The organism is Maribacter chungangensis, assembly GCF_042676845.1.
In the GTDB taxonomy this organism is placed as follows: Bacteria; Bacteroidota; Bacteroidia; order Flavobacteriales; family Flavobacteriaceae; genus Maribacter; species Maribacter chungangensis.
In genome coordinates, this window is record NZ_JBHTHY010000011.1 from 259,795 (window position 1) to 283,723 (window position 23,929).

Genomic DNA, 23,929 nt, shown 5'->3' on the forward strand with positions numbered 1-23,929 from the left:
ACGATGCATGATATCACCTTCATAAGTACGATTCACAAGGAAATTGGAAAATGTAACGCCAAAGAGCTTTATAAGATAATTAATAAATTAAATCCAGAGGTTATTTTTTTGGAGGCAATTGATGAAACTTATTCTGAATATGAAAACTATTTGTTTTCTACATATGGGGTATTTCATAATAAATTGGAAATTTCCGCAATTCAGCAATATAACTACAATACTTCCTTTCGATACATACCAGTTTGTGAAAATGGACTATCAGATGCATTTCACAAAAAAATCAAATTTGTTAGTCAAAATACAGAACTGCAAAAATTGATTGACAATTTTAACTGCTTAGCAGCCGAGAGAGGGTTTGAATTTCTCAATAGTTTAGAATGTATGAATTTTCAAGAAGAGATGCGAATGTTGGAAAGTCGAATTTTAAATAATAACGAGCTGGATAAAATTGTAATGGAGGACATTGAATCTTATGAAGAACCAATGATTCAGAATATCTATTCTTTTTGCAGCAATAACAATTTCGGTTCGGCAATTTTTATGTGTGGTACCGCACATAGAAAATCAATAATTAAAAAAATAGAGAAATCTAAGAACGGTAGGCAAAAGAATCTGTCTTGGACTATTTTTGGACAGTGATATGTAGCCTTCCCTGAAAATGTAGTCTTTCCTTTTTTCAACATTCCTGATAATTAATAAGTTGTAACTTTAACTGAAAGTTCAAAAAAACAATAGTTGCTTTGTTCAAATTATATTATTAAATTGAACCATTATTATTAATATTGGTTCATTATGGCGGTAATTAGAAAATCTATCACATTTACAGAACAGCAAGAAGCTTATGTAAAAAGCTTAATCGAACAAGGTTTTTACACTAACGACAGCGAATATGTCAGAGATATTATCCGGAAAGACCAGGAGCGAAGGAAGCGCATAGTAGATTTGAATGAGGCACTTATCGATGGTTTGGAGAGCGGGCCATCCGATGCCACTATAGATAGTATTTGGGAGGAAGCTATAAATGAGCACAATGCCCAAGAATAGATATGTAATAAGTGTCATGGCAAGGAGCGATATTAAGTCCATTGCCAAATACACAATAAAGAAATTTGGAGAAAGTCAATCCTTGAAATATGCTAAAGGTCTAAAGGAGATTTTAGGAGAATTAGCAAATAACCCCGATTTGGGTAGGCGATATGTGGCTATTAAAAACCAAATGCTTCTGAGGTATAGATACAAATCACACGTAATTTTTTATTATATCGACAGTAATGGAATTTTCATAGTAAGAGTCCTTGGAGGTAAGATGGACTTTCCAAAGCACCTGAAGTAAAGTATAATTAAACCATGAAACTTATTGAAGTAAAGAAGGGTAAAAGAGCACAATTTGTTAACGATGAGCATAATCACTTCATGGAAGTGTTCCTAGTTAGCGGCAGAAATATAGCAGCTGAAAATGGGTATAAAATTAGACTCAATGGGTCCCTAATAAATAGCTTCTCTGAATTTCAGCCTTTTTCAAGAAAATGCAGAGAATTGATAACGGAATTAGAACTAGAAGAAAATTAAAAGTTCAAATAAAGGATAATAAAATTAACTTGAAAGATAAAATCAAAAAGGCACCTCCTCATCAGCCTTCCGAGCAGTAGCCTTCCAAACACCATCAACCTTTACAAGCTTAAAAACCCCTGGAGTCTTATCATAAGAAGTCGAGTACTTTACCCAAGCAACATCACCTTCAACACTTTCGTCTAGGACTTTAAAATATGCTTCGGAACCTTTAGGTTTAGCAAACATTTTCATCAGATTGGAGTAGTTGGCAAAGCCTTCCGGAGTGGTGTGCTTTTTTAGGGTTTCATCATCACCTTGGTAGAAACTCTCAGCAACGGTTTTTGCAATGGAAGCGGGAGATGCATCTTGAGTTTCTCTGCAAGCGATAAATAATAGTACGGTTGTAAAAATGACCAATCTGTTCATAGCAATTCTATTTAGGGTTATTAATATATCTATGAGATACCTTAAGGCTTAGGTTACGCTCTCCGTCTTTTTCATTGAGTTCTAAGACGGCTCTTCGGTCATCGCTCAATGAAAATTTTGGCAGTACGTAAACCATTCTCACGGTTTTATTTTCTGCTACTTTGGTTGGTCGGTTATGGATAAACAGCGGTTCCTGATAAATGTTCTGTAGTGATTTCTTTTTCCCTTTTTGCCGTGTCTGGACAGAAAGTTGCAAGAAATTCAAATCGTAATCCAAGGTAGATGTATTCTTAATCTGGATAACGAAATAGAGTTCTTCTTTATCAAAAACAATATTCTCAATGCTCAAAACGATGCCTTCGTTTTGCCTTCTAATATTACCTATTCGCTGCTTTCGATTTAGCAGGTAGGAACAAAATTCCTGATAGTAATACGCTTTATTGTCAATTGACTTTTTTGGCGCATCAACTACAATCGATTCAGTTTTTTTTGGTCTTTCATTCCCAATACTACTTAAAGACGGAATGAAATAATTCAGCTTCGAGAGCTGTTTTTTATATACTACAATATACGAAAAAATTAAACCATTCTTATTGATAACCAGAAGATTACTTGCTTTTCCTGGCTTTGCTTGTAGTAGTCCAAAGTATTGTTCTTTATCGCGGTTGTACGTAAATATAAAATTGTCTGAACCGGTTACTCCTTGCCTTATCGTTTCTGGAAAAAACAGGGCGACATTCTTCTGGTCATTGGCATATATGGTATCGAGTGTTACAGAATCTTGTGCTTTCGTAGAAAAGCATATCAAAAGAAATATGGTGATAAAGAATTTATGTCTCATAACTTGGGTTTTAGAATTAATTTGTAATTATTGAGCACAGTCGCTCTCGTATTTCGATTGTTGCGGCGAAAAATTCTAGAAATACCACTTACCTGTGGAACACTGGGAATGTTAATATCTCCCATGATATCATCTAATACTTCAGTAGCAGCTTCTTCTCTAAAACTATTCTCGATGTAGATGCCTTCGCTGCCATCTGAAAGGTCATAGGCTTTTAGATTTGTTAGATGATGATTTATATTTTCAATGCTAATCAATGCTCTATTAGGCTGAAAGCTGATAAAACCAAAAACGAGGGCATTCTTTGGAATCAGCTTGTTGTTAATTAATGCAGCTTTCGTCAATCGCATTCGTAGACGTGTATTTGCCTTTACGACTTGACTACCATCAACCACCACATGAATTTCAGCATCTGTACTTCCCAAAATGGAAACCTTGTTTTCGAGCGGCGACGATGCAAAAAAGAGTTGATGTTCCAAGCCCAGTTCCTTTGCATGAATTTGGATCTCCCGTTTGATATCCGCTGAATCGACTTCTTCAATTACTTTGGGGATTGATTTTTTGTGACCTATGTTTTCATAGGTCCTATCGGAATAGTTAATGCGACTTGCATTGTAGATACTGTCAACGATTCTCTCTTTTTCTTTATCCCCCAAATCTGGGTCATAGAATCCAAGGGAGTCAATCAACTTTTCATCATAGATGCTAGGCGCATTTGTTTCGCGGACTTTTTTTAAATCGTTTATAGCTTCCAATTTGGAATCATATTCTTTTTGCTCTTGTTCAAGTTCTGGGACTAAGGTTTGTTTTAGATTTTCGTTTTCACTTTCATCATCCCTCATAATCAAAACTGAATAGGAGACTAGGAATATGAGAATCACGGCCAATAAGGATCCAAAGACTATTTTATTTTTTTCTAGTTTCATAAGAGTGTATTTAATATGGTCGATTATGGGCTTTCAGCCTCTATCTTTTTTAAGCTGTTTTCATAGTATTCTGTAATTAGCAATCCATGCGGATTGTTCGGAAAGTTTCGATTTACGGTAAGTAGTTTTCCTGAAGAAACAAGTTCATAAGTGTCTAGTATTGAACCTCTATTGATTTCGAAAATGGTAACTGTTCTAAAATCATATACACCGTCTTTTTCTTCAATTTTAGATTCGATACGTATTACTTTTTGAACTAATGAGAATTGTAATAATCGATTATATACCCCGTCGGACTTCTTCTGACGGTATAAATTATCAACCGAGCTATTCCCTAACCATAAAGCCTTCTCTAGATTTTTTTCATAATTACTAGCATCTATGTTATAGAAGTACTTATGGAACAGGTCTAGGTGCGCCAAAGCTTCCACTCCGAAATTCTCTTTTTGTTCCACTAGCTTTAGCGGAATGACTGTACCGTCCGTATTAATAGCAAAGGCGCTATTCATGGCTTTGGAATTGATGTTATAGACCATCCAAATGGAAAATAAACCTGAGAGCGTTGCAAAGATGACAGACGCTAACACAATGACCCTATTGATTTTTAGCACGGCGTAGATGTCTTTATATGATGTTTTCATTGTTTAGTTTTTAGTTTGTGAATAATCGTAAGGTGAAGGAAGTGGCTCTGCGGTATAGTTTGAATTTGAGGAATACGATAAAGCCTACGGACCCCAATTGCACGACCGGTGCGAAAAAGCCTTGCCCGAATTCAGTTCCGAAAAGATTCGTCCAGAAATTGGTGTTGATTTCGGTGTAAATAGCATTCACAAATACATTGACCAAAAAGAAAGCAGGTACGAGCATATAGACAGCAGCATATAATTTGAAAAAAGTATAAGCCAAAGACCGAAACTTCTCAAAAACCGCGAGACTAATTATCAGAGGAAAGAAGGCCTGCATTATCCCCAAAAGAAAAAAGCGTTCGGCAAGAAATAGTGGATAAATGAATAGGTCGAGAATCCACAGAAATGTGCTGATTACGAATGCGAATATTTTGAATCCGTATAAAGGGGTGACCAAAGCTTCGTAAAGTAAAGTCATGGCCATACTAGCAGCATCCAAAAGACTTACTTCTTCTTCAAGTGGTACGTCTTGCAATTGTAAAGGAAGTAGGGCAGGAGCTGTACCACGATATTGCCCCTCTATGGCCACCAAAATGTTATCGAAAAATCCCAACAGTTGCGTAGAGAAAATTACCAACACAACGATGGCAAAATTTTTAGCCAATTCTCCCGGACTCAATCCCCAGCTATATCCGTTTTTATCAGCTATTCCCTCATTATATTTTTTAAGAATATTGATTAGAAAAAACAGAACGGCGAGGGTTTTCATTCCTGCAATAGTGTATTGCGAGAAATTGCTGTTTTGTATGGTCTGGAATACGGTATCTATATATTCCAAGCCAATCCCTAGAAGTATGGTGGCTGTCATGTTTAGTAATTTGTTTCGCGGTTATTGACCATGTCTTGCATTTTTCGAAAGGAAATAATATCACGGTAACGTTTTGTCTTGATAGTCACGCTAGAAACCATTTCTTTTGATTCGAGTTCCTTTTCCTTTAGAATTGCCGTACGGTCTGCATCGGTCATTTTCATAAAATCACTGGAGAGAACTTGGTCTATAAAATCCATGGCGTCCAAAGAGTTTTCTACTACGGCACTAAAGGATTCTGAAACCCGAGCGACTTCTTCAGGTTTGATATATGGGGAGTTTAAGATGTCTTTTAAATCGCCTTGCATTACATTGATAAGACGCTTGTTGTTCTTTCCGATTTCTTGAACGGCTTTGAGTTGTTTTACGACGTCACTAACTTTTTCAAGATTCTCTTTTTGTTGTTTAAGAAACTTGACAGTTTTGATAATGTTTGCCGTCTGTTTACCCGACTCTACCAGTTGCTTTATCAAACTGATAAAATTGACATTATCATACGTAGGCATTCCTTGGGCCGTAGCACGTACAGGCAATAAAAAGGTTAGTGTAATAGCAACCACGAGTATTTGAATCTTTAATTTCATAGGATTTCTGATTTAAGAATTAATAAATATGTTTATGGCTTCTTCCATGGAGTCTGTTTCGTTATAAATCGCCATGATGGCATCATTTTCCTCACCGTCGGTGAGGTAAGCCACATAGACCTCTTTGGGAACTTCTAACCGAAAGATGTTACTCTCCTTTCCTATTTTGATAAACATTTCCGTGTATTTTCGAGGTCCGGTTAAATTATTTTTTATGGATTTTAATTGATTTAAATCGTGGCTAGAAAGGTTCAATCGTTTCTGAAGCTCATCGTATCCCTTTTCATTGTTTAGACTGTATATTACTTGGGTGTTTTCCAGTATACTAGCGGATGTGGAGTTGTTAGGTAACTGATTGATGGATTGCAGAATGATACCGATGGCACCATTCTGTTTACGAATGGCTTGGTAATAAAATTCAACACTTTCCAGAACGTTATCGAACTTTAGTTGCTTGGCAAACTCATCAAATAGGATGATGCCTTTTTCGGCTCTGTTTTTCCAAATGGTTCTTTGGATGGCTGACTTAATAAGCTTCAGCATTACGGAAAGGATTTCCTTATTATCCTTTACTTCATCCAATTCAAAAACTATCAAGCGTTTGTCCTCGATTTTGTAAGTCTGGTCTTCACTTACTTCAAATAGAAAGCTATATAGACCATCGCCAACATACTCCGACATCACGTGCAAAAAGCTCGTAACATTGAAGTAGTCAGGATGGATTTTAAGATTTTTTAAAAGGGCTGCCTGATTCGTTTCGATGAATTTGTAAAAGCCATCAAGCGAATGATTTTCAGGAGTACTATCGTAGTAATATTTAAGTATTTTTTTAATGGAAACCGATTGTGCTTTGGTCACCTTGATATCGGATGCGAACAGTTCAAAAAGGAACACCGATAAATCTTCCAATCGTTCAGTAGTCAAGTCTTTTACATTGCTGATGTAAAATGGATTGATACCTAAGTTCTTTCCACTTTCATATCTCAGCACGGTGTATTTCTCAGGATAGAGCTTGGCGAACTTGGTATAAGAACCTCCTAAATCGATAATGACCAGGCGAACACCACTTTCAAAATATTGACGCAGAATGTTGTTGGCCAAAAAGGATTTGCCTTCACCCGTAGGTGCAAAAATGGCAAAGTTTCTAGCCTTAATACGTTTCTTCTTTTCGTCCCAAACATCCTTTAAAACGGGAATGTTATGTTCTCTATCATTAAAGATGATTCCAGTAGGGTCAGACTTGTAGTTGCTGTTATTGATTAGTAAACACAAGGCGTGTTTTAAGTCAGTTACATACAAATCTTCATTGGAGAAGTTGGAGGAGAAGCAGCAGTAACTATTCAAAATATAGTTCTTGCGTTCTTCGCCTCTGGGGTAATAGGGAATAATATCAATCTCTTTGAATTCCGTTTTTATTTTCGAACCTATTTTTTCTAGTTCGCGGGGTTCCCGAGCCCAATAAATGATATTCAAATGGCCACGAATGACACGCGCATGGTCGTCCGTATTTATTTGGTCAAGAATGTGTTGAATTTTAGTTAGCACAACTTTGTTCTGTGAACCGAAATTGGAGCTTTTATTCAGTTCCTCTACTTTCTTGTCGAGCTGTTTCCGCCATTTCTGCTTGTCATCTAAATAGATAATTTGATTTACAATATGATTTTCATTGAATGTTAAACCGAGTCCATCTACAAAACCTTGATGGAAGACAAAATCATCAGAGGTAAATCGCTCATTGGTTTTGCTGGTTTGCACACTTTCGCCAAAACATAATTCACTATTGACTGCAAGCGCATCAAAGTAATTTTCTCCGATGTTTGTATTTGATTTTTCTAATAGAATATCCGTATCAAATCCAGAATTAAACCCGTTGAAATAATTGTGGGTTAGTTCATGTATTTCGTTTGCTCTAAGCGGAACAAATTCTATTTTACGACTGTTATTGATAAAGGAAACGGAATCGCTTACGGAACCTATAAAGCTGTGTACAGCCTCGTCCATTTCTCTAAGAATACCCTTTGCTAATTTGCGAAAAGGATTAACGAACTTTTTATTGTTAAGCGCATTGTTCTTCGTTAAAATGAAGAACAAATAACTGCGGTGTTCCATATATTCGCGACCTTTAAAATGCGCGTGGGTCGATTTCTCTAGAAAGGTTTCATTTGGAAGTTGCTCAGCGGTATACTTCTGTTTTAAATATACATCTTGCTTATGCACAACGCATCCTGTTGGCAATGACTTCAATGCTTGAAACCAAGCAACGTGCATATCCTCAAAATCTTTTTCTGATAAGGAATGGATTTCAGGAAGAATGCCCTGAAAACATAGTACTACATTGCCATTATTGGCAAACACCACATTTTCATTGATGTCCACTATTGGATAGTAGGATGCGAGGTTAATTTTATTCATAATTGAGTGCAGATGTTTTCTTGTTACTAATACTTTTCGGGAATACCTTGGCAATTTGAAGGAGCTGTGGGTTTTGGGCAAACTTGGTCAAGCCAATGTATAGTGCGCCGTTGAATACGAGTACGCCAATGATGATTCCGAAACCAAAAGAGAAAATGATGACTAATAGCGATGCGATTACCGCTATCATCATAAGCGCGAATAGCGATACGGGCAAACCAAAAATCATTGCCCGTTTTCGTATGTTTTTATAGACCTCGAATTTTTTCATAATCATTTTTTAATAAATCCCGCTGTGCAGATTAGACTACGATTGAGATTAGGTAGGTGAAGATGCCAGCTACTGCACCGGCGATAAGCACAAATACTAGCACGCGCGTAATACCCTTTTTGAGGTCTGCATTTTCGCCAAAGAAGTGACCTGCATTAAAAAGGAATCCAATAAGGAATATGACTCCAAGGATTATTGGAAAAATGGTTCTGATAGTGTCCGAAACGTCGTTGACGGAATCTTCAATCCCTCCGATTTGAGCAAAAGAGGGAGCTGTGATAAACAGCAAAACGATAAGCATAACAATTGATTTTTTCATAATAGGATATTTAGATTATAGTTTCTCCGCGCAGCAAGACATAATACGCCGTCTGCTAAGACTTAAGACAAACTTTTGTGAAATCTATTACGGTAGGCTTGTATTGGTAGAAATCCTCTAAATTTTAACGTGGTATGCTGTTAAATTTTGGAAGATTCTTATGAAAAAGAGAGAATCGTTGCATTTTGTGTAAACAAGAACAAACGTTATGAAAATTTCAAACTACGTTATAGCAGTACTTATTTATCTGTCAGTATTGCCACTTTCATATAGTCAAAGTCCTGATAAGCTTGTCATTGTCATCGACCCTGGTCATGGCGGAATAGATGCTGGAGCAATAGGAATAAATGGAGTTGCAGAAAAGGATATCGTCTTAAGTATTGCGATGAAGTTAGATAGTTTGAATAACAAGCTTTATGACAACCGATTTGATATCTACTTGACTAGATACCGTGACACCTTAATCTCTTTACGGGATAGAGTGCAGCTTGCCAAGAGACTACCTGCAGATGTTTTTATTTCGTTGCATTGCAATCAGGCAATAAACAAAAGAGCCAAAGGAACAGAAGTTTATGTAGATGAAATGGAAAAGCGTTTTTCTAAAACCTCAGTAGAATTGGCGTCTACTATTCAGAAAAGACTAAATGAGAAGCTTTCGTTTAGCAGTAGGGGCGTGAAGTTTGCCAACTTCCAAGTGCTGCGGGGGACTACCGATAGTTGTCCAGCAGTTTTATTAGAGCTAGGGTTTTTGTCATCTGTTGATGAAGCTAAGCATTTGACCAAAGAAGAAAAGCATAATGGTATTGCCCTTGCGATACTGGAATGTATTAATAAAATTAAATAGTTATGAGAGAGTTGTATTTGGAGGTTGTGAGGTGTTTACGGGATTTAATAATCACTAGTTACAAGGAGGTTATATTATTAATAAAGTTGAAAAGGAAATAATTTTTTTATCTTTGAATTAGACAAATTTTGACAAGAAATATTTTGACAAATGGAACAATTATCTCAATTATTAAAATCAAAACGTGAATCTAAAGGTCTATTGCTAAGAGAGGTCGCCTCTGAAATAGAAGTTGATACCGCTCTTGTAAGTAAAATTGAAAATAGTGATAGAAGGCCTACGAAAGAACAATTAAAAAAATTATCAAAAACTTTAGAAATTGACTTCAATAAACTTTTAATTATGTGGTATGTGGAGAAAATTTATGAAGAAATAAAGGATGAGAAGAATCTAAAAGAAATTGTCAAAGAGTTAAACAAAGTAATTAGAAAAGAAAAGTAAGTCAATTGAAAAGATAGATTATTCCTATGAGTCTAGAATATTTAAAAACTAAACCGTCTACTAATTATGGGTTGCCCATAGTGAGTAATGATATATTCTTACCCTTAGCACAAATGCTTTGGGAAGATTTCGAAAAACTTTGTCTCAGAATGGTTGAGTTTGTTGAACGCTTTGACAGGGGTGATTGTGAGATTTATGGAAGAAAAGGACAAAAGCAAGATGGAATTGATATTTACGCTTTGAAGGATAATGGGAAGTATTATTCATTTCAATGTAAAAAGTATAAATCTATTTCTCCTACAGATTTGAATGATATATTTTCTGAATTTCAAAATGGTGATTGGTACAGTAAATCTGAAAAATTCTTCATTTGTACCTCTGCTAACTTTGACGACATACACTTGCAAAAAAGATTCGAGGAACTAAAAAAAGTGCATAACAAGAATGGAATAAGAGTTGAAAAATGGGATTTTACAGCAATAAACAGGATACTTAAAACTCACCCAAAAATAGTTTATGATTTTTTTGGTCCTGAATGGTGCAAGAGATTCTGTGGAGAAGAGGTTTTTTTAAATGCAATAAACCCACTAGATTTTGATAAGCTCCAGAGGTCATTTACTAAGGCTTCTAATTTTCTATCAGGAGTAAAGAATTTTTTCGAAAGAAAACCTGAGAGTCATATTGCTAGAAATGAAACCAAGCAAATTGTTGATTGGGTTTCTGGCGATTTAAAAAATGGACAAAAAAATCTTCTGGTTTTAGAGGGAGATAAGGGGATGGGTAAATCTGTAATTCTAAAAGACGTCTATGAACAGCTAGTGGCTGAGAATTACATTGTTCTTGGGATTAAAGCTGATAAGTATTACGCTACCAACCCGAAGGAATTAGAAAGTAAAATATTTCTGGATGATGACATAAAGTTTTCCAGAATTATTGGAGCACTAAATACCTACAAACGTCAATTAATAGTAATAATTGACCAGTTAGATGCTTTGTCTCAAACATTATCGTCAAATAGAGAGTACATTCAAACATATAACAGGATAGTTAACGAGTTAATTGATGAAAAGAATATTAGAATAATTATTTCATCGAGAAGTTTTGACCTAAAATATGATGCAGAATTAAGTATTTACAAATCAAATAAATACGCTAATATAAAAACGTCCCTTCTAACAGAAAAGGATGTTACAAGTACACTTCAAAAATTTGGAGTTAATTGTTCGGTAAAAAAAGTTTTGAAACTATTACAAACTCCTAATCAGTTGGAGGTATTCTGCAAACTCCCGAATAAGAAAAAAATTAGTCTAGATACGTTGTCATCTTTAAAAGATTTATATGATGCCTTATGGGGAAGTCTTATTGCCCCAAAATCTAATTTAAAATTAGGTGAATTGTTGTTTAAAATGGCTATCGGAATGTATGATAGTCAACAGATAGTTATTAGCAGTAAATTTTCTGATAAGTATTATCAAGAGGTTCAATATCTACTTAGCAATCAATTAATAATTGAACAAGAGTCAAGTTTTCAATTTTTTCACCAAACCTTCTATGATTATTGCTTTTCGAGACAATTTGTGGAGAAAGGAAAAGATATATTTAAATACCTTAACGAGAATGAGCAGAACCTAGAGGTTAGGTCTGTAATCAAAATGGTCTTAGAGTATCTGCGAGAGTATGACCATAAGCGGTATAACTTAAGTATAAATTCTATCCTTAAATCTTCTAAGTACCGTTTTCATATAAAGTCTCTAGTAATAAGTAACCTTGGTATCATCGCAAATCCTTCAAGTCAAGAAAAAGAGATATTTCATAAAAAAATATTAAGGAATAGGCTCTTCGAAGATGTATTTATCCACTCTATTGTATCTAAGGAATGGACTGAATATTTGATTAAACAAAAAGTATTTGATAAGTTTTTATTCAACAAAGAAACCTTGGCAAATAAGGCGCATAGAGTTTACCAAAAACAGTCTGTATTTCGATTTGATTTTATTGAAAAGTATAATTTAAAAACCTCTATTGATTATCAAAGAAATCTCATTTGGAGGTTTTTAAGAAATAATATCAATCTCACTCCACTCATAATAATGGAGTATTTAGATGAATTTGAAGATTTTACTGATAAACAAAACTTTAATGAGAGAGTCCTAATGGGGCTCGATGACTGGCAAGATGAAAGACTCCTACCATACTTTGAAAAGTACATAAAGTTTAATGAAGAATCTAAAGGAAGAGACAACTTTTGGTATTATGAGTTCTTAGCAAAAATTTTTAAACATAATGATGATTATGTCTTTGGTTTAGTAAAACCAATATTTAAGAGTGTTTTTAATTTTGGAGATTCCTGGCATCATAATGAATTCTCTCACGAACAAGAGGAGTTATTGAAGAAGATGTATGATAATAGTCCTGAAAAAACTTTCAAATTTACTCTAGATATATACAAGAGTGTAATTAATGAAAATAAAGACAACTCAAATTTTGAAGAGGTTGATAGTCCTTTCTATAAATGCACAAAGTTCATCGATGGCTTTAGTTCTTCAAAAGATGCTCATATTGTTTTAGAGGAGTTTTTTGTTAAGCACTTAAAATCGCAAATAAATAATAGGGAATATATAGTCGATTTTTTCAATGAGTTTAAAAATACAAATTCGGTCATCCTTTTGCGTTTAGTGAGTTTGGTATTAAAAGAAGAAAAACCAAGATATGTTGATGAAATTTATGAACTGATTTCCATCGTTAATGATAAAAATGGATTTAATAGCTATGATGATAAATCACAACTATATCTGCGCCAAATGATAGGCTCTTCTTTTTCTTTTTTTACTGCAGAAAGAAAGAGGGTCATTTCCAAAATCTTATTGTCAATTAAAAGTCCGTATGATTTTAAATTTGGTAGGTATAAAGACTCTGATGAAAAAGAAATCATATCCTTTTATGGTCAGGACAAGAAGCAGTTTCTGTTTATCAAACAACTTCCCAAGAGAGAGATTTGGAGTATTCCACATTTGAAGAAAGTATATCAGGAGTTTTATAGAAAATTTGGAGACATAGAGTCAGACAAAGCACTTCACACTTCATCTTCCTCTGGTTCGTATGCTGTTGGTGCTCCTCTTTCTCAGAGTGCTTATAACAATATGGACTTTAAGAACTGGAAAAATAGCTTAACCAAATTTGATGATGATTATCAAGAAGGACACGGTCCTAGAGGAGGCAAGCTTGAACACTCTAGAGCATTTGGTGATAGTGTTAGAGGTAATCCTGGTAAATATTATGGATTTGTTCTATCGCTATTTGATGAGGAAAATGTTTCTCTTGACTATTTGTCTAAAGGTATAGATGGTTTAATTCAAGCAAAGTATGAACCGGAGAAAGTAAAGTTTTTGCATCAGAAATTCATCAAATTAGATTTGGACCGAATTAACTTGATGTATGCTATTTGGCACGTAGAATACTTATTAAAAAATGGCTTAGTGGATACAGAGCTAGTTGAATTTTTAAGTAATCACGCATTAAATCATCCTAATCCAAGTGAACCAATGAATGAAAATGACCCTTCATTTGACAGCTTGAATACAATTAGAGGTGCTGCGATTCATAAGCTGATGCTATGTTATGAGCATAAGTCTTCAGAAGAAATAATTTTTAATACAGTAGAAAAAGCAATTAATGACCCGCAAGCATCAGTTAGGGTAGCTATTATGCAAGAACTTGGATACTTGAATTATCTTGACCTAAATAGAAGTTTCAGAATTTTTATGAAGTTGATTAATAAAAATGATGTTAAAGTTCTTAAGAATTCTTTCAGAACATCTCAATATTTTAATGTAAAATTTCACTTAGAGATGCTTCCTTATTTTAATATGATTATTGAAAATGAAGATTTGCATAAGGATGGCAATGTCATAATTTTAAGTTGGCTCAATGATAAAATTTCTGATAAAAAGTTATATTCTGATTTTATAAAATCAAGTGACGAAGCTAAACTTTGTGCATTGAGAATTGCAGAAGCAAATTTATTTAATTCCAATGAGACAACCGCGGAAAGAGCTTTCGGTATATTGTATCAGTTTTTAGGGAAGAAAGGAGAAGATTTTGCTACAATGTATTCAAGTATAGTTCTTAGGAAATTTAAGCCTCACAATTTTAGAGAAACATATAGTTTTCTAGTTAAGTACTCAAAAAGCAAACTATGTATGGCGCAACCGAGCTATTTTTTACAACTACTTCTTACTTGTGTTAAGGATAATCCCATTAAATGTTTGGAATTAATAAAGAACCTAAAATATAATCGAGTTCCTAATGTACAGCGAAGAGGTTATTATGATAAGGAACCTATACAATTAATTTTGGCTATTTACTCCAAATTGAATATGGATTTAAGTAAAAATCGGAAACATATAAAAAGGTCTCTCGATATTTTTGATGATATGCTAAAACACAATCATTTAAGAAATACACTAAATGAAGCCCTTGACTTAATTACTTAAGTTTTCATTCCAATCCATAATACTTTAATTCTTCATAATACTTATCACTATTCAAAAGAATCATAGGAACTTCAGTAAAGAAATCATTATTGAAACCAAATTCAAAGAACATAGCATATTTTCCAAATAGAGGATTGAAAGTTTCCATAGATTCATCAAAAAGCTCCACTTTAAACTTAAAGGCTCTTGTCATTGGTACTTCTAACTCATCCTTTAATTTTGTTTCTTCAAACTCCCCATCAATAGGCATTTTGATTTTATATGTAATGGTTGGTCTTAAAATGTTAGGCAAAGGAATATGAGGTCCAGACATGCCTATCGGAAGTCTTTTTGCTTTCACTTTGATGCTCGTTACTAGTAGGGTTTTATTAGAATTATTTATTAAAGTAAAAATGAAAATTGGAAATAGAGACAGTTCGTAGACCACTTCAAAAGCATTTTTAGCATTTTTAAAAGGTCTCCAACCACAATTTTCTTCATCCACGGAAACAGATATAAACTGAACCAAAGACTCTCTATTTCTGAGATTTAGTTTTTTATCCATTACATCTTGCCTTGATATATCTTCTTTTGTTATTTTAGAATGACAGGTTGGACATAATAACAATAGATTAATGAATTCGTTATGCGAGGGGTCTTCATCTATATGATGAATTTGGAACTGACCAACTTCTTCACTTGAGCAAAATGGGCAAATCGAACCTATTTCTTTTTGTAATTTCGCTCTTACTTTAGTTTCTTGTGGTATCCTAACTCTTTTCTTCTTTGCCATTAAATTCATTATTAATTAAAACAAAGATGCGAAATCCGTAAGTCATTGGGTTAAAACTTCACCTTTCCCCAAACCAAAGGATGCTTACTAGCAGCGTTATATCTACTCGTAACCTCTTTGTAAGTAGACCACTGCGGCTTTTTCTTTGGCCACATTGCTTTACGGTTTAAGCCGCTATCTTGCATTTGTTCAAAGAGTGCCGGAGAGAATAGTAAATAATCTTTCTGTTTAATGTTTACACCCATTCGGTATGCGCCTAAACGAAAATAGGTGGCATCATCTCCTTCATCCGTTACGACATCAAAAGATAAGTGCTTGGTGATATCCTTTGCATCTGTATTTTGGAATAAGGGTGCTAATGAATCGCAGTAGGAGGGCGTATTAAAAGTTCCTGCAATAATAACATTGGGTTTTCCTTGGGCTAGTAGGGTTTTATAAATTTTGGCAATATCTTCAACTTGATTCTTTCTGATAGTATCGGCTATTTTTTGGTCATCAGTCTGATTGACGAGATTGGTTGCTAAAACATATATTTTCTCAGATGCAGGAGTGATAATTTCATATTCTACAAGGTTTTGGTATAGGTCACTATAACCACCAATTAAATGCGTTTTTATGGTTTCAAGTGTGTATCCTTCGCGCAACAGAATAGCAATTTCCAAGCCCTTCATGTCATTCGTCTGTATAACGAAGGAATGGTCGTAAGGTTCGCAACCGAACTTTGGTAGTAGCTCTCGGTTGAATTCTTCCAAAGAAGCTCTTCCTTCAACTTCTTGTAGTAGTAGAACATCCGCATTGACTTCCGCTATAACTTTTGCTTTGTTGTCTGTTGCAGAAGGCGGAATGGGCTTGGTTTGAAGTTCTATCCACCCGTTCCAGTTGGTTAAATGCCCAGCTCGTGTTTCCGTTGAGTGATGAATGCCTTTCATATAAAGAAAACCTGCTTTCCGTCTTAAAACGGCATAGGGTCTGGGTGCTGCTTTTTCAAATCCGAGTAAAAAAGATAAGTCCCGAATTCTATCTTGCTCAGTTTCGCTTTTGCTTGATTTTCTCATTAGGGTATCTAATTCTTGCATCCAATCTGTGAGACACTTACCAAATGGTTTTTCATTAAGACTTTTGTCTCTATGGAACAAATTCTGAATATTGAATGTTGCTATTTTCATAAGAATGACTTTTATTTTTCAATTCCGCGATGGCGGAAATCTGTTTCTACTTGCGTTTATCATTTGCATTTTTATCAAAGGCGACCAAATTGAATAATTTGCGCATTCTACTTCGTACCCGATTGCCATACATATCTTCCAATTCTTTAGCGCTCAGATTTGTAGTGGCGTGTGTTTTAATTTTAGTTTCAAGAAAAAACTCATAACGGGACAGAAGTATTTCACCCATTACGTTACAATCTTTTCCAAAATGTCTTCCGATGGGTTCTACGCCCAAATCGTCAAAGCAAAAGAATTGTCCGTTGCCAAAATCTTCTATGGTTTTATAGCCTATGTGATTAAAACCAAAAACAATATTACGAGCAGGAATTACGCAATACGGTCTCTGCATCGGAACGAGATGTTTCAATAGCCGCATCAATGTTGTTTTTCCGCAACCTACGGGGCCGGTTAGTAAAATTCCTTTGTCCGGGTCAATGTTATCTTCGGCGCACTTTTCTTTGTCGTTGATAAAGTAGTTGCAGAGTTTTAGTATGATTTTGTGGTCGTCGTCGTAGATTTTAAAATCTTTTCCAAAGAGTAATTTTCCTTTGGCATCGAGATACACCAGAATTTTAGGAAAATCATAGACCATGCTCTTTCCATCAAATTTTCCCAGGTTGTATTCCACACCACCTTCCACGATTTTACAGGGGTTCATCATAGTCTTTTATTTTAGTAGTTCGGAGGTTGTCCTTAAAATGGGACTGCTCTTTTGCCGTTTCAATTTGTTTTGCTTTCTGCATCCAGTTACTGGCACTTGCCGTCCAATCCACAATTTTTATTTTACCGCCTTGTTTCCACCCAATGGCTTGATAGTGATTGTAAAATTTTAATCCTTCCATAGGTGGCCATTTTTTGCTTTTAAAAAAATCAATCACCTCATTTTCATTTTTTGGCAGCTTAGGTTTACTATTGTTTTCTTTTTGTTTATTACTGTTTATATTAGATACCAGCCCTTGTTCAGTGCTTGTTTCATGGTTGGCCTTTGCTTGTCCAGAGGTTGTCCCAAAAATAGACATCCTCACTTCGCTGCCTTTGTACATGTTGTGTGAGGGTAAATATTCAATATACTTCCAGTTTGTTAAATCAGTTAAACATCTGTGATATGTACTTTTTGAACCTATTTTGCAGAGCTGCATCACTTCTTGACGATTTATGTAGAACACCTTTGCAAAGCGTGTAATATTCCAAAGTTGAAATAGGGCCATATATAAGCTCACATGTGTAGCATTCAGTCTAGAATCCTCCACGATTAACTGGAAAGCGGCATTGAGCTGTTTGATATAATTCATACATCCCGAATCGGTTTATGATTAATTCGATTAGAGAGCATTACTTTTTGTATTTCATCAGCATCATAGAAAATGATACCGCCCATTTTTGTATATGGAAGTGTGCCATTGATTCGAAGATTCTGTAAGGTACCCGGACTAATTTGAAGCAGTTCTCGAATCTCTGAAGATTTGAGATACTTCTTTAGCTTTCCTTGACTCTGTTTGGTGAGTAATTTTTTAATGTCATCGAGTAGTTCTAGTTTGAAATCTCGAAGGTCATCTGTTGTAATAATACTTGTCGGCATAATGAACTTTTTTAATAGAAAGGGACTATCAACGGTTACAATTTTTAAATGATAGTCCCTGACTTGATTTAGCTCACGAATTTTATATTTTCATAAATAAGTGTTCGTGAATCTTTCGATTTGACTTTCGTTCAACAAATTTGAAGCGGTTTATTCGATTTTATTCACCAGTAAGACCATAGTACGGTAAAAATTTAACATCTTGATATTTGATGCTATTTGAAGTTATTTAATGGTGAAGGGAGTGATTTAATGATGGAGAAAATCGCAAAATATATTGAGAATTATAAAAACAGGAGTTCAACCGTAGTACGGTTTTTTGAAGACTATTTTTCAGAGTCGTCCATTAGAGAAATAAGGTTTGTAGTTGCTCTATCTAAGAACTTAGTTCGGCTGTGTTTTCTGAACTTTATTTCCGCATATATTTTATAGAAATCGCCTAGGTCAAAGTGAAATACTTTTTGCAAAGCAGTTGCAATTTCTATGATGTCTGCGTTGCCACCATTTAACGCTCCACTTGCGTAAAGACCATACACCAATTCCGTAAGAGCTGCTTTAGTAGATGTCCATTGTAGTTTTTTAGTTATAGTTTCAGATTGATAGTTATTGATACCAGTTTTAGAGTTCTGTCTATTTTGGAGATAGTTAATAAATTTTCGATAGGCTTTAACTTTTGCTAGTAGCATATCGCGAGCAGTTGTGAAGTCTGGGTCTTGAAAGTAAAATTTGGAGGAGACAATGTGGTAGGGTTCTGCAAATTCTCTAGTGAAATATTGAAGGTCGAAATGGGAATGGTCTTGTTGAATGTATTGTATGAAATCAATGTTTTGAGTAAAGAAGCGGTTAAGTTTTGCTATCTTTTTATTGATATACTTTTTCTGCGAATTGGCATTAGCCATAGGGAATTGAAGCTCAAAAGAGCGCAGTTCTGAATAGTAAACCAGGGGTACAGCTGTAACCTGTTTGATATTTTTGAAAAATTCAATTTCATTTTCAATGGATTTGAAATCCTTTTGTAACAATAGACCTTTAAGTTCATGTAAGGTCCGGCGACAAAGAACTATTACACTATTGGCGCAATCCAAGATTTCAGGATGGTTAGTTTCAATGTCATCTAGCTTTGACGAGAATTCCTTAGATATTTCTTTGAGGCGTACAATCATTTCTTTAATTCAGTCTTCCGACTACATCAAGAAAATGGCCCAATTAGTTAAGCTTGTTATTCTGTTTTTTAATTTATGGATTTTAGATCTGCATGGGAAAAAATTCATTTGGGTTTTGTTCCATTGACATAGCTATTAAAATTAGCGAAACTGATATCAAAAGGGCCTGGTGTATTACCGTATTTTCTACGGAATCAGCCGTATTTTTATACGGATTAGCCAGGAATGTTGAGTATTTAAGGCTATTGAGAGCTTGACAATATTATGGAGTAACGTTGTAAAAAGGATTTCCTATTTTTTACTTCAGTTTTCTTAAAAATATTTGAGGCATGTTTGGAAACGGTACTTTCTGCAATGAATAAATCTTTTGCGATCTGTTTGTAGTTTTTATTTTCTAAAATAGACATCGCTACTTCCATTTCTCTTCTCGAGAGTCCGTTCTTATGAAGATTTGAAGCTACACTTGTACCTTTGAGGTTTTCATAATAATTAAATACTTCTTGCATTTTTCCTTTATTTTCAAGGAAGTATAGGTATCTATCTATTTCCATAAATGTAATACAATAGAAAGCAATATTTATAACTGTAAAAGTTAACCATTGATAATCTCCAATTACGGTAAGAATAGGCAGCAAACCAATGCACGTAATACTAATCAATGAAAATTTATTTCTACGAAGTACGAAGGGATAAGGTTTGTCAGGGTTTGAAATTTTCTTAAAAAACGCCCAGCAGATGTACAAACAGATTGCAGAAACTGGAACCGAAAAATATATTCTTGATAAGTCTATTGAGTCATTAAAATAGTAGGGAAGAAGAAACAATAAAACAAAACATGCAATAACATAGTAGGCGATATTAGCTACGGTCAATCTTAATTTTAAAACTACAATGTCATATTCATTATAGAGATATTTAACCACATAAACACACATGGCAATTGCCACACCATATGTAATAATATATTGTGAAATAAAGGGACCAGGAAAATCATTGACTGGAAGTAAACCGCCAGTTAAGTTATAACAGACGAATAGTAGCCCAAGAATTAAGTATCGATTAATATTGGTATGGTCAAGTCGCTTAGATTGTATCAAGGCTAAAATCACCAAAATCGTATTGATAAGGGTGTAAAAGAAAGTCGTCCAATGTAGCGAGGTTCCAAACATTGTTCATTGTTTTAATCCATCTTTTCTTCAAATCTATTTTGAACAATGTTCTTTTTGACCTTGTCCCAGCGCAAGACTTTTTCATTCATGGCGATGTAAACTCCTTTTTCTAATCTTTGAAGAGCAGCAATTGCAAAATCTAGATTGGCTGGTGCATCCGTGTCTTTTTTAGTTGCTAGAATAAATGCTCCTACCAGCACTATAGTCTTGTTCATATCAAGTTTGCCCAAATACTCAGCGGTCTCTACCATGGTAAGTGTACCATGCGTAATTAGAATATGTTCCGAATTGGCAGCTTTTACTTTGGTGCTAAGTAGTTCTCTATCCACTTGTGTTATGAAACGACTATCCTTGGAAAAAGCATTGTCAATCTCGTATTCGACTGAACATTTGGTCTTTTTCAGTAGGTTTTTAATTGAAACTGGAGCAACAATATTTTCGGACTCATTGTCATATTCGAGACCTTCAATCGTTCCGCCTGTAGTAATTATCCAAATCATTTTAAAATAAGATTTCTAATAAATGGAAATACCATCTTTACATGGCAAACTCTAAAATATAAAAGTGGTATCGGGGCTTTGGCAGTTAATTTGACTAACCTTAAGTTACGCAATTAATATTAAAAATCTTACAAGAATAATACAATTAAGACGAAATGCACATACATTGATTATAGTTCATAGCCTTCAATCCAATTAATTTAGTCTTTCTCTAAGGTTCTGCATGTCCTCGCTCAACTTTCTTTCGATAACTCTAGCATATATTTGAGTAGTAGCTAATTTGGTGTGACCAAGAAGTTTTGAAACAGTTTCAATGGGTACTCCGTTGGTCAAAGTAACAGTCGTTGCAAACGTATGTCGGGCCATGTGAAAGGTCAAGTTCTTTTGTATACCACATAAGTCTGCTATCTCTTTAAGATAGCTATTCAATCGTTGATTAGAAATTGTGGGAAGTAACTTGCCGTTAAATTGAGTGCGGTGATGATTTTCGTATTTCTGGATTAATGATTCAGCAGTTGGGAGTAGTGGGATTTTAAAGGGAGTGCCTGTTTTATTTCGATTCGCCATCAACCAACGATTATCATCGATACCACGAACAATAGATTTCTTAGTTAAGTCCATAATATCACCGTAAGATATTCCGGTATAACAGCTAAAGATGAACAGGTCTTTTACCACTGCTAGCCTTTCAATTGGTGTTTTTAAGGTTTCAATTTTTTCAAGTTCCCGTTTGGTCAGGAATTCGCGCTCTTTCTTTTCCATTTTTGCTTTGAACTTTACGAAAGGGTCTCTTTGTATCCATTCAATATGATAAGCTAGAGTTACCATTCTTCGAAGTCTTTGAATATGTTTCATTACTGCATTATTGCCGATTCTACCTTGATAGTGACTCGGTTTATAAGAGCGTAAAAAGCTTTCAAAGCCAAGAACAAATGAATAATCTAAATCTTGAAGATACATATCTGACTTTTTGTATTCATCTGAAATATAGGCTAGAAGGTATTTTTGGGTTGTACAGTAATGACATAGAGTTTTAGGGGCAAGCTTAATACCCATTTTATCGTTATGATATTTGAATATGTCTTTCAGGGAATAGATTTTTTTATCCTCACCCAAGTATCTGGCCTTAACTAATTCCGCAGTAACAACTTTACCTTCGTTCTTTAAATCTCTATAACTTTTAATTAATTCTGATTTTGTTTCGTCTAAATAGTAATTGGTTCTCCTTGCAGTTTCACTACTACCTCTTGCTTTTTGCTTGAGTGAATCCCACAAGTTCAAATCAATTTTTTGTTTGAGGCTTATACTGACCCGGTTTTTATTAATGGTAATCCTTGCATAAATCGGGGCAGAATTGTTTTTGTCTATTCTGGTGGAATGAACCCAAAATAGTACTGAGAATGTTGAAGTACTTCGCATGTTGTTCGTCTTTTAAATGAAACATTTGGTTAAACGAAAGTCAAATCAACAATGCAAGATTTTTGTCTTTAAAACGTAAATTATTAAAGTGTTACCAATTATGTTACCATTTTTAAAAAATGTTACCTTATTGTTACCATAATAAACTAAATCATATCATTTAATATGATTATCTAAAAAACAAAAAACCTCGCAAATCATAAGATTAGCAAGGTTTTGGTCTCGGATGGTTTCCGAATTGGTGACCTGGCTGGGGCTCGAACCCAGGACCCTCTCCTTAAAAGGGAGATGCTCTACCAACTGAGCTACCAGGTCAAAATTTTAACACATCCATGCCCTGAATGCGGGTGCAAATATAAGTTGATATCTTTACTTACCAAACGCTTTTTAAGATAAATTTCTTTTTTTTTGAAATACACATTATTTAGCTCAATTTTGCACAAAACAAACAGGTGAAAATAGTATTGGTAGGTTATATGGGTAGTGGTAAGTCAACCATCGGAAAGTTGGTAGCTAAACAATTGAAAATTAATTTTTTAGATTTAGACGAATACATAGAAAAAGCCGAAGGAAAGACAATAGACCAACTATTTTCAGATAATGGAGAGCTCTATTTTAGAAAAAAAGAATTTTTTTACTTGAATGAAATTTTAAGCTCGGAGTCAGATATTTTATTGTCTACAGGTGGAGGAACCCCCTGCTATGGAAATAATATGGACGCCATTACGACAGCAACAAAACATAATGTATACTTAAATGTTTCCTTAAAGGAACTCGTAAAAAGGTTGTCCGGTGAAAAAGCACATCGGCCCCTGATCGCAGGTATTAAGGATGAAGAGCTTCAAGAGTTTATTGGTAAGCATCTGTTCGAGCGCAGCTACTTTTATAACAAAGCCGCAAGGACCATTTCTTGTGACGGAAAGTCCGTTGAAGATGTAGCTCAAGAAATAATGCAAGGCTTAGTTTAAAAATACCCTATCGTTCTTGGCTTCAAAGAATACATTTACATGTTCTTGCAAAGAAGTAGACAAGGAGATTCCTTTATAATCTGCCTTAACCGGGTATTTTTTATGGTTCCGGTTAACTAGTACCGCGGTTTTAAGCTGTTTTAGGGGTGTTCTTAAGAAATGATGCACACCATAGATAAGCGTTGTACCCGAATTTAGAACGTCATCTACCAGCACAATAGATTTGTTTTGGTAGGCTTCTTCTGGGATAGAAGTGCTTACACCGCTTTTCAGCGGATTATTTTTGTCCATGATCACTTTACATAGCGTGATTTCTGTGGCGGTTATCTTTCGTAGGATACTAATTATTTTTTTTGCGAACTTAATACCACCACCTTCTATACCGGCGATAATAATTTCTTCGGTATTAACATTCGCCTCATAGATTTGATAGGCAATTCGTCTGACTTTAAATTGTATCTGCTCGTGGGTAAGAATAAGTTGTTCCATTTGCTAATTACTTTGATTTCTTTACTACCGTAATTTACTGCTTGTACATTCGCGCTATTA

Annotated in this window: 27 protein-coding genes and 1 tRNA gene; 8 read left to right on the plus strand and 20 right to left on the minus strand. The window is 34.8% G+C overall.

The window, feature by feature from the left end; translation table 11 throughout:
* Positions 1 to 3 precede the first annotated feature (3 nt).
* The 4 genes from ACFQZJ_RS13460 (at position 4) to ACFQZJ_RS13475 (ending at position 1,569) form a co-directional block, all read left to right on the plus strand.
* Positions 4 to 639 carry a hypothetical protein gene (locus tag ACFQZJ_RS13460; protein WP_379935230.1) on the plus strand — a complete coding sequence of 212 codons (636 nt, stop codon included), beginning with the start codon at positions 4 to 6 and terminating at the stop codon, positions 637 to 639.
* A 153-nt stretch (positions 640 to 792) separates the two neighbouring features.
* On the plus strand, positions 793 to 1,044 hold the full coding sequence (locus tag ACFQZJ_RS13465; RefSeq protein ID WP_379935231.1) for a type II toxin-antitoxin system ParD family antitoxin: 252 nt from the start codon (positions 793 to 795) through the stop codon (positions 1,042 to 1,044).
* Entirely contained in the window at positions 1,031 to 1,333 is a 303-nt protein-coding gene (locus tag ACFQZJ_RS13470; RefSeq protein ID WP_379935233.1) for a type II toxin-antitoxin system RelE/ParE family toxin, read from the plus strand. Before ACFQZJ_RS13465 ends, ACFQZJ_RS13470 begins: the two co-directional genes overlap by 14 nt.
* Before the next feature lie 14 nt (positions 1,334 to 1,347).
* Complete coding sequence (locus tag ACFQZJ_RS13475) at positions 1,348 to 1,569, plus strand: hypothetical protein (RefSeq protein WP_379935235.1); 222 nt, start codon at positions 1,348 to 1,350, stop codon at positions 1,567 to 1,569.
* Between the two features lie 42 nt (positions 1,570 to 1,611).
* Here the strand turns inward: ACFQZJ_RS13475 and ACFQZJ_RS13480 are convergent, their stop codons facing one another.
* From ACFQZJ_RS13480 to ACFQZJ_RS13520, 9 genes are read right to left on the minus strand one after another with little or no spacing between them, the layout of a single operon-like run.
* Positions 1,612 to 1,977 carry a hypothetical protein gene (locus ACFQZJ_RS13480; protein WP_379935237.1) on the minus strand — a complete coding sequence of 122 codons (366 nt, stop codon included), beginning with the start codon at positions 1,975 to 1,977 and terminating at the stop codon, positions 1,612 to 1,614.
* Positions 1,978 to 1,984: 7 nt separating this feature from the next.
* Entirely contained in the window at positions 1,985 to 2,818 is an 834-nt protein-coding gene (locus ACFQZJ_RS13485) for a DUF4138 domain-containing protein (RefSeq protein WP_379935239.1), read from the minus strand.
* Positions 2,815 to 3,744: a conjugative transposon protein TraM gene (traM, locus tag ACFQZJ_RS13490; RefSeq protein ID WP_379935241.1), complete on the minus strand. Its 930-nt coding sequence runs from the start codon at positions 3,742 to 3,744 to the stop codon at positions 2,815 to 2,817. The genes ACFQZJ_RS13485 and traM overlap by 4 nt, the downstream gene beginning before the upstream one ends.
* Before the next feature lie 23 nt (positions 3,745 to 3,767).
* Positions 3,768 to 4,385 (minus strand): conjugal transfer protein TraK, encoded by a 618-nt coding sequence (locus tag ACFQZJ_RS13495; RefSeq protein WP_379935243.1) that lies wholly within the window; start codon positions 4,383 to 4,385, stop codon positions 3,768 to 3,770.
* 10 nt (positions 4,386 to 4,395) lie between these two features.
* Positions 4,396 to 5,238: a hypothetical protein gene (locus ACFQZJ_RS13500; protein WP_379935245.1), complete on the minus strand. Its 843-nt coding sequence runs from the start codon at positions 5,236 to 5,238 to the stop codon at positions 4,396 to 4,398.
* Between the two features lie 2 nt (positions 5,239 to 5,240).
* Positions 5,241 to 5,822, minus strand: coding sequence for a conjugal transfer protein (locus tag ACFQZJ_RS13505; RefSeq protein ID WP_379935247.1), 582 nt, complete (start codon positions 5,820 to 5,822; stop codon positions 5,241 to 5,243).
* 12 nt (positions 5,823 to 5,834) lie between these two features.
* Positions 5,835 to 8,234 carry a TraG family conjugative transposon ATPase gene (locus tag ACFQZJ_RS13510; RefSeq protein ID WP_379935249.1) on the minus strand — a complete coding sequence of 800 codons (2,400 nt, stop codon included), beginning with the start codon at positions 8,232 to 8,234 and terminating at the stop codon, positions 5,835 to 5,837.
* Complete coding sequence (locus ACFQZJ_RS13515) at positions 8,227 to 8,505, minus strand: hypothetical protein (protein WP_379935251.1); 279 nt, start codon at positions 8,503 to 8,505, stop codon at positions 8,227 to 8,229. The genes ACFQZJ_RS13510 and ACFQZJ_RS13515 overlap by 8 nt, the downstream gene beginning before the upstream one ends.
* 31 nt (positions 8,506 to 8,536) lie before the next feature.
* Positions 8,537 to 8,806 (minus strand): hypothetical protein, encoded by a 270-nt coding sequence (locus ACFQZJ_RS13520; protein ID WP_379935253.1) that lies wholly within the window; start codon positions 8,804 to 8,806, stop codon positions 8,537 to 8,539.
* 226 nt (positions 8,807 to 9,032) lie between these two features.
* Between ACFQZJ_RS13520 and ACFQZJ_RS13525 the strand changes: the two genes are divergently transcribed.
* From ACFQZJ_RS13525 to ACFQZJ_RS13535, 3 genes are all read left to right on the plus strand, one after another.
* On the plus strand, positions 9,033 to 9,668 hold the full coding sequence (locus ACFQZJ_RS13525) for an N-acetylmuramoyl-L-alanine amidase family protein (RefSeq protein ID WP_379935254.1): 636 nt from the start codon (positions 9,033 to 9,035) through the stop codon (positions 9,666 to 9,668).
* Positions 9,669 to 9,818: 150 nt separating this feature from the next.
* Complete coding sequence (locus ACFQZJ_RS13530) at positions 9,819 to 10,109, plus strand: helix-turn-helix domain-containing protein (protein ID WP_379935256.1); 291 nt, start codon at positions 9,819 to 9,821, stop codon at positions 10,107 to 10,109.
* A 26-nt stretch (positions 10,110 to 10,135) separates the two neighbouring features.
* Positions 10,136 to 14,602: a hypothetical protein gene (locus ACFQZJ_RS13535; RefSeq protein WP_379935258.1), complete on the plus strand. Its 4,467-nt coding sequence runs from the start codon at positions 10,136 to 10,138 to the stop codon at positions 14,600 to 14,602.
* A gap of 4 nt (positions 14,603 to 14,606) precedes the next feature.
* Here ACFQZJ_RS13535 and ACFQZJ_RS13540 read toward each other — a convergent pair whose 3' ends face one another.
* The 10 genes from ACFQZJ_RS13540 to ACFQZJ_RS13585 form a co-directional block, all read right to left on the minus strand.
* The gene (locus ACFQZJ_RS13540; protein WP_379935260.1) at positions 14,607 to 15,374 is read right to left on the minus strand and encodes an HNH endonuclease signature motif containing protein; all 768 of its coding nucleotides are present in this window, start codon (positions 15,372 to 15,374) and stop codon (positions 14,607 to 14,609) included.
* Positions 15,375 to 15,424: 50 nt separating this feature from the next.
* Positions 15,425 to 16,540, minus strand: a complete 1,116-nt coding sequence (locus ACFQZJ_RS13545; protein ID WP_379935261.1) for a hypothetical protein — start codon at positions 16,538 to 16,540, stop codon at positions 15,425 to 15,427.
* 46 nt (positions 16,541 to 16,586) lie between these two features.
* A complete protein-coding gene (locus ACFQZJ_RS13550) occupies positions 16,587 to 17,243 on the minus strand; it encodes an ATPase (protein ID WP_379935263.1) in 657 nt (218 codons plus the stop codon).
* A complete protein-coding gene (locus ACFQZJ_RS13555) occupies positions 17,227 to 17,874 on the minus strand; it encodes a hypothetical protein (protein ID WP_379935264.1) in 648 nt (215 codons plus the stop codon). The genes ACFQZJ_RS13550 and ACFQZJ_RS13555 overlap by 17 nt, the downstream gene beginning before the upstream one ends.
* Complete coding sequence (locus tag ACFQZJ_RS13560) at positions 17,871 to 18,161, minus strand: helix-turn-helix domain-containing protein (protein WP_379935266.1); 291 nt, start codon at positions 18,159 to 18,161, stop codon at positions 17,871 to 17,873. Before ACFQZJ_RS13560 ends, ACFQZJ_RS13555 begins: the two co-directional genes overlap by 4 nt.
* A 326-nt stretch (positions 18,162 to 18,487) precedes the next feature.
* A complete protein-coding gene (locus ACFQZJ_RS13565) occupies positions 18,488 to 19,324 on the minus strand; it encodes an RteC domain-containing protein (protein ID WP_379935267.1) in 837 nt (278 codons plus the stop codon).
* A gap of 242 nt (positions 19,325 to 19,566) precedes the next feature.
* Positions 19,567 to 20,493 (minus strand): LuxR C-terminal-related transcriptional regulator, encoded by a 927-nt coding sequence (locus tag ACFQZJ_RS13570; protein WP_379935269.1) that lies wholly within the window; start codon positions 20,491 to 20,493, stop codon positions 19,567 to 19,569.
* Between the two features lie 11 nt (positions 20,494 to 20,504).
* On the minus strand, positions 20,505 to 20,993 hold the full coding sequence (locus ACFQZJ_RS13575; RefSeq protein WP_379935271.1) for an asparaginase domain-containing protein: 489 nt from the start codon (positions 20,991 to 20,993) through the stop codon (positions 20,505 to 20,507).
* 195 nt (positions 20,994 to 21,188) lie between these two features.
* Positions 21,189 to 22,412, minus strand: coding sequence for a site-specific integrase (locus ACFQZJ_RS13580; RefSeq protein ID WP_379935273.1), 1,224 nt, complete (start codon positions 22,410 to 22,412; stop codon positions 21,189 to 21,191).
* Between the two features lie 239 nt (positions 22,413 to 22,651).
* Positions 22,652 to 22,727 (minus strand) — tRNA-Lys (locus ACFQZJ_RS13585).
* 137 nt (positions 22,728 to 22,864) lie between these two features.
* Here ACFQZJ_RS13585 and ACFQZJ_RS13590 point away from each other — a divergent pair.
* The gene (locus ACFQZJ_RS13590; RefSeq protein WP_379935275.1) at positions 22,865 to 23,380 is read left to right on the plus strand and encodes a shikimate kinase; all 516 of its coding nucleotides are present in this window, start codon (positions 22,865 to 22,867) and stop codon (positions 23,378 to 23,380) included.
* On the opposite strand, the gene ACFQZJ_RS13595 is transcribed toward ACFQZJ_RS13590, so the two are convergent.
* Positions 23,372 to 23,869, minus strand: coding sequence for a phosphoribosyltransferase family protein (locus ACFQZJ_RS13595; protein ID WP_379935277.1), 498 nt, complete (start codon positions 23,867 to 23,869; stop codon positions 23,372 to 23,374). The two genes, ACFQZJ_RS13590 and ACFQZJ_RS13595, sit on opposite strands and share 9 nt — an antisense overlap.
* Positions 23,870 to 23,929 lie beyond the last annotated feature (60 nt).

Bases quoted from the DNA above. Each gene is read 5' to 3' on its own strand.
- ACFQZJ_RS13460 (WP_379935230.1), top strand. From the start codon at position 4: ATGCATGATATCACCTTCATAAGTACGATTCACAAGGAAATTGGAAAA.
- ACFQZJ_RS13465 (WP_379935231.1), top strand. From the start codon at position 793: ATGGCGGTAATTAGAAAATCTATCACATTTACAGAACAGCAAGAAGCT.
- ACFQZJ_RS13470 (WP_379935233.1), top strand. From the start codon at position 1,031: ATGCCCAAGAATAGATATGTAATAAGTGTCATGGCAAGGAGCGATATT.
- ACFQZJ_RS13475 (WP_379935235.1), top strand. From the start codon at position 1,348: ATGAAACTTATTGAAGTAAAGAAGGGTAAAAGAGCACAATTTGTTAAC.
- ACFQZJ_RS13480 (WP_379935237.1), bottom strand. From the start codon at position 1,977: ATGAACAGATTGGTCATTTTTACAACCGTACTATTATTTATCGCTTGC.
- ACFQZJ_RS13485 (WP_379935239.1), bottom strand. From the start codon at position 2,818: ATGAGACATAAATTCTTTATCACCATATTTCTTTTGATATGCTTTTCT.
- traM (WP_379935241.1), bottom strand. From the start codon at position 3,744: ATGAAACTAGAAAAAAATAAAATAGTCTTTGGATCCTTATTGGCCGTG.
- ACFQZJ_RS13495 (WP_379935243.1), bottom strand. From the start codon at position 4,385: ATGAAAACATCATATAAAGACATCTACGCCGTGCTAAAAATCAATAGG.
- ACFQZJ_RS13500 (WP_379935245.1), bottom strand. From the start codon at position 5,238: ATGACAGCCACCATACTTCTAGGGATTGGCTTGGAATATATAGATACC.
- ACFQZJ_RS13505 (WP_379935247.1), bottom strand. From the start codon at position 5,822: ATGAAATTAAAGATTCAAATACTCGTGGTTGCTATTACACTAACCTTT.
- ACFQZJ_RS13510 (WP_379935249.1), bottom strand. From the start codon at position 8,234: ATGAATAAAATTAACCTCGCATCCTACTATCCAATAGTGGACATCAAT.
- ACFQZJ_RS13515 (WP_379935251.1), bottom strand. From the start codon at position 8,505: ATGAAAAAATTCGAGGTCTATAAAAACATACGAAAACGGGCAATGATT.
- ACFQZJ_RS13520 (WP_379935253.1), bottom strand. From the start codon at position 8,806: ATGCTTATCGTTTTGCTGTTTATCACAGCTCCCTCTTTTGCTCAAATC.
- ACFQZJ_RS13525 (WP_379935254.1), top strand. From the start codon at position 9,033: ATGAAAATTTCAAACTACGTTATAGCAGTACTTATTTATCTGTCAGTA.
- ACFQZJ_RS13530 (WP_379935256.1), top strand. From the start codon at position 9,819: ATGGAACAATTATCTCAATTATTAAAATCAAAACGTGAATCTAAAGGT.
- ACFQZJ_RS13535 (WP_379935258.1), top strand. From the start codon at position 10,136: ATGAGTCTAGAATATTTAAAAACTAAACCGTCTACTAATTATGGGTTG.
- ACFQZJ_RS13540 (WP_379935260.1), bottom strand. From the start codon at position 15,374: ATGGCAAAGAAGAAAAGAGTTAGGATACCACAAGAAACTAAAGTAAGA.
- ACFQZJ_RS13545 (WP_379935261.1), bottom strand. From the start codon at position 16,540: ATGAAAATAGCAACATTCAATATTCAGAATTTGTTCCATAGAGACAAA.
- ACFQZJ_RS13550 (WP_379935263.1), bottom strand. From the start codon at position 17,243: ATGATGAACCCCTGTAAAATCGTGGAAGGTGGTGTGGAATACAACCTG.
- ACFQZJ_RS13555 (WP_379935264.1), bottom strand. From the start codon at position 17,874: ATGAATTATATCAAACAGCTCAATGCCGCTTTCCAGTTAATCGTGGAG.
- ACFQZJ_RS13560 (WP_379935266.1), bottom strand. From the start codon at position 18,161: ATGCCGACAAGTATTATTACAACAGATGACCTTCGAGATTTCAAACTA.
- ACFQZJ_RS13565 (WP_379935267.1), bottom strand. From the start codon at position 19,324: ATGATTGTACGCCTCAAAGAAATATCTAAGGAATTCTCGTCAAAGCTA.
- ACFQZJ_RS13570 (WP_379935269.1), bottom strand. From the start codon at position 20,493: ATGTTTGGAACCTCGCTACATTGGACGACTTTCTTTTACACCCTTATC.
- ACFQZJ_RS13575 (WP_379935271.1), bottom strand. From the start codon at position 20,993: ATGATTTGGATAATTACTACAGGCGGAACGATTGAAGGTCTCGAATAT.
- ACFQZJ_RS13580 (WP_379935273.1), bottom strand. From the start codon at position 22,412: ATGCGAAGTACTTCAACATTCTCAGTACTATTTTGGGTTCATTCCACC.
- ACFQZJ_RS13595 (WP_379935277.1), bottom strand. From the start codon at position 23,869: ATGGAACAACTTATTCTTACCCACGAGCAGATACAATTTAAAGTCAGA.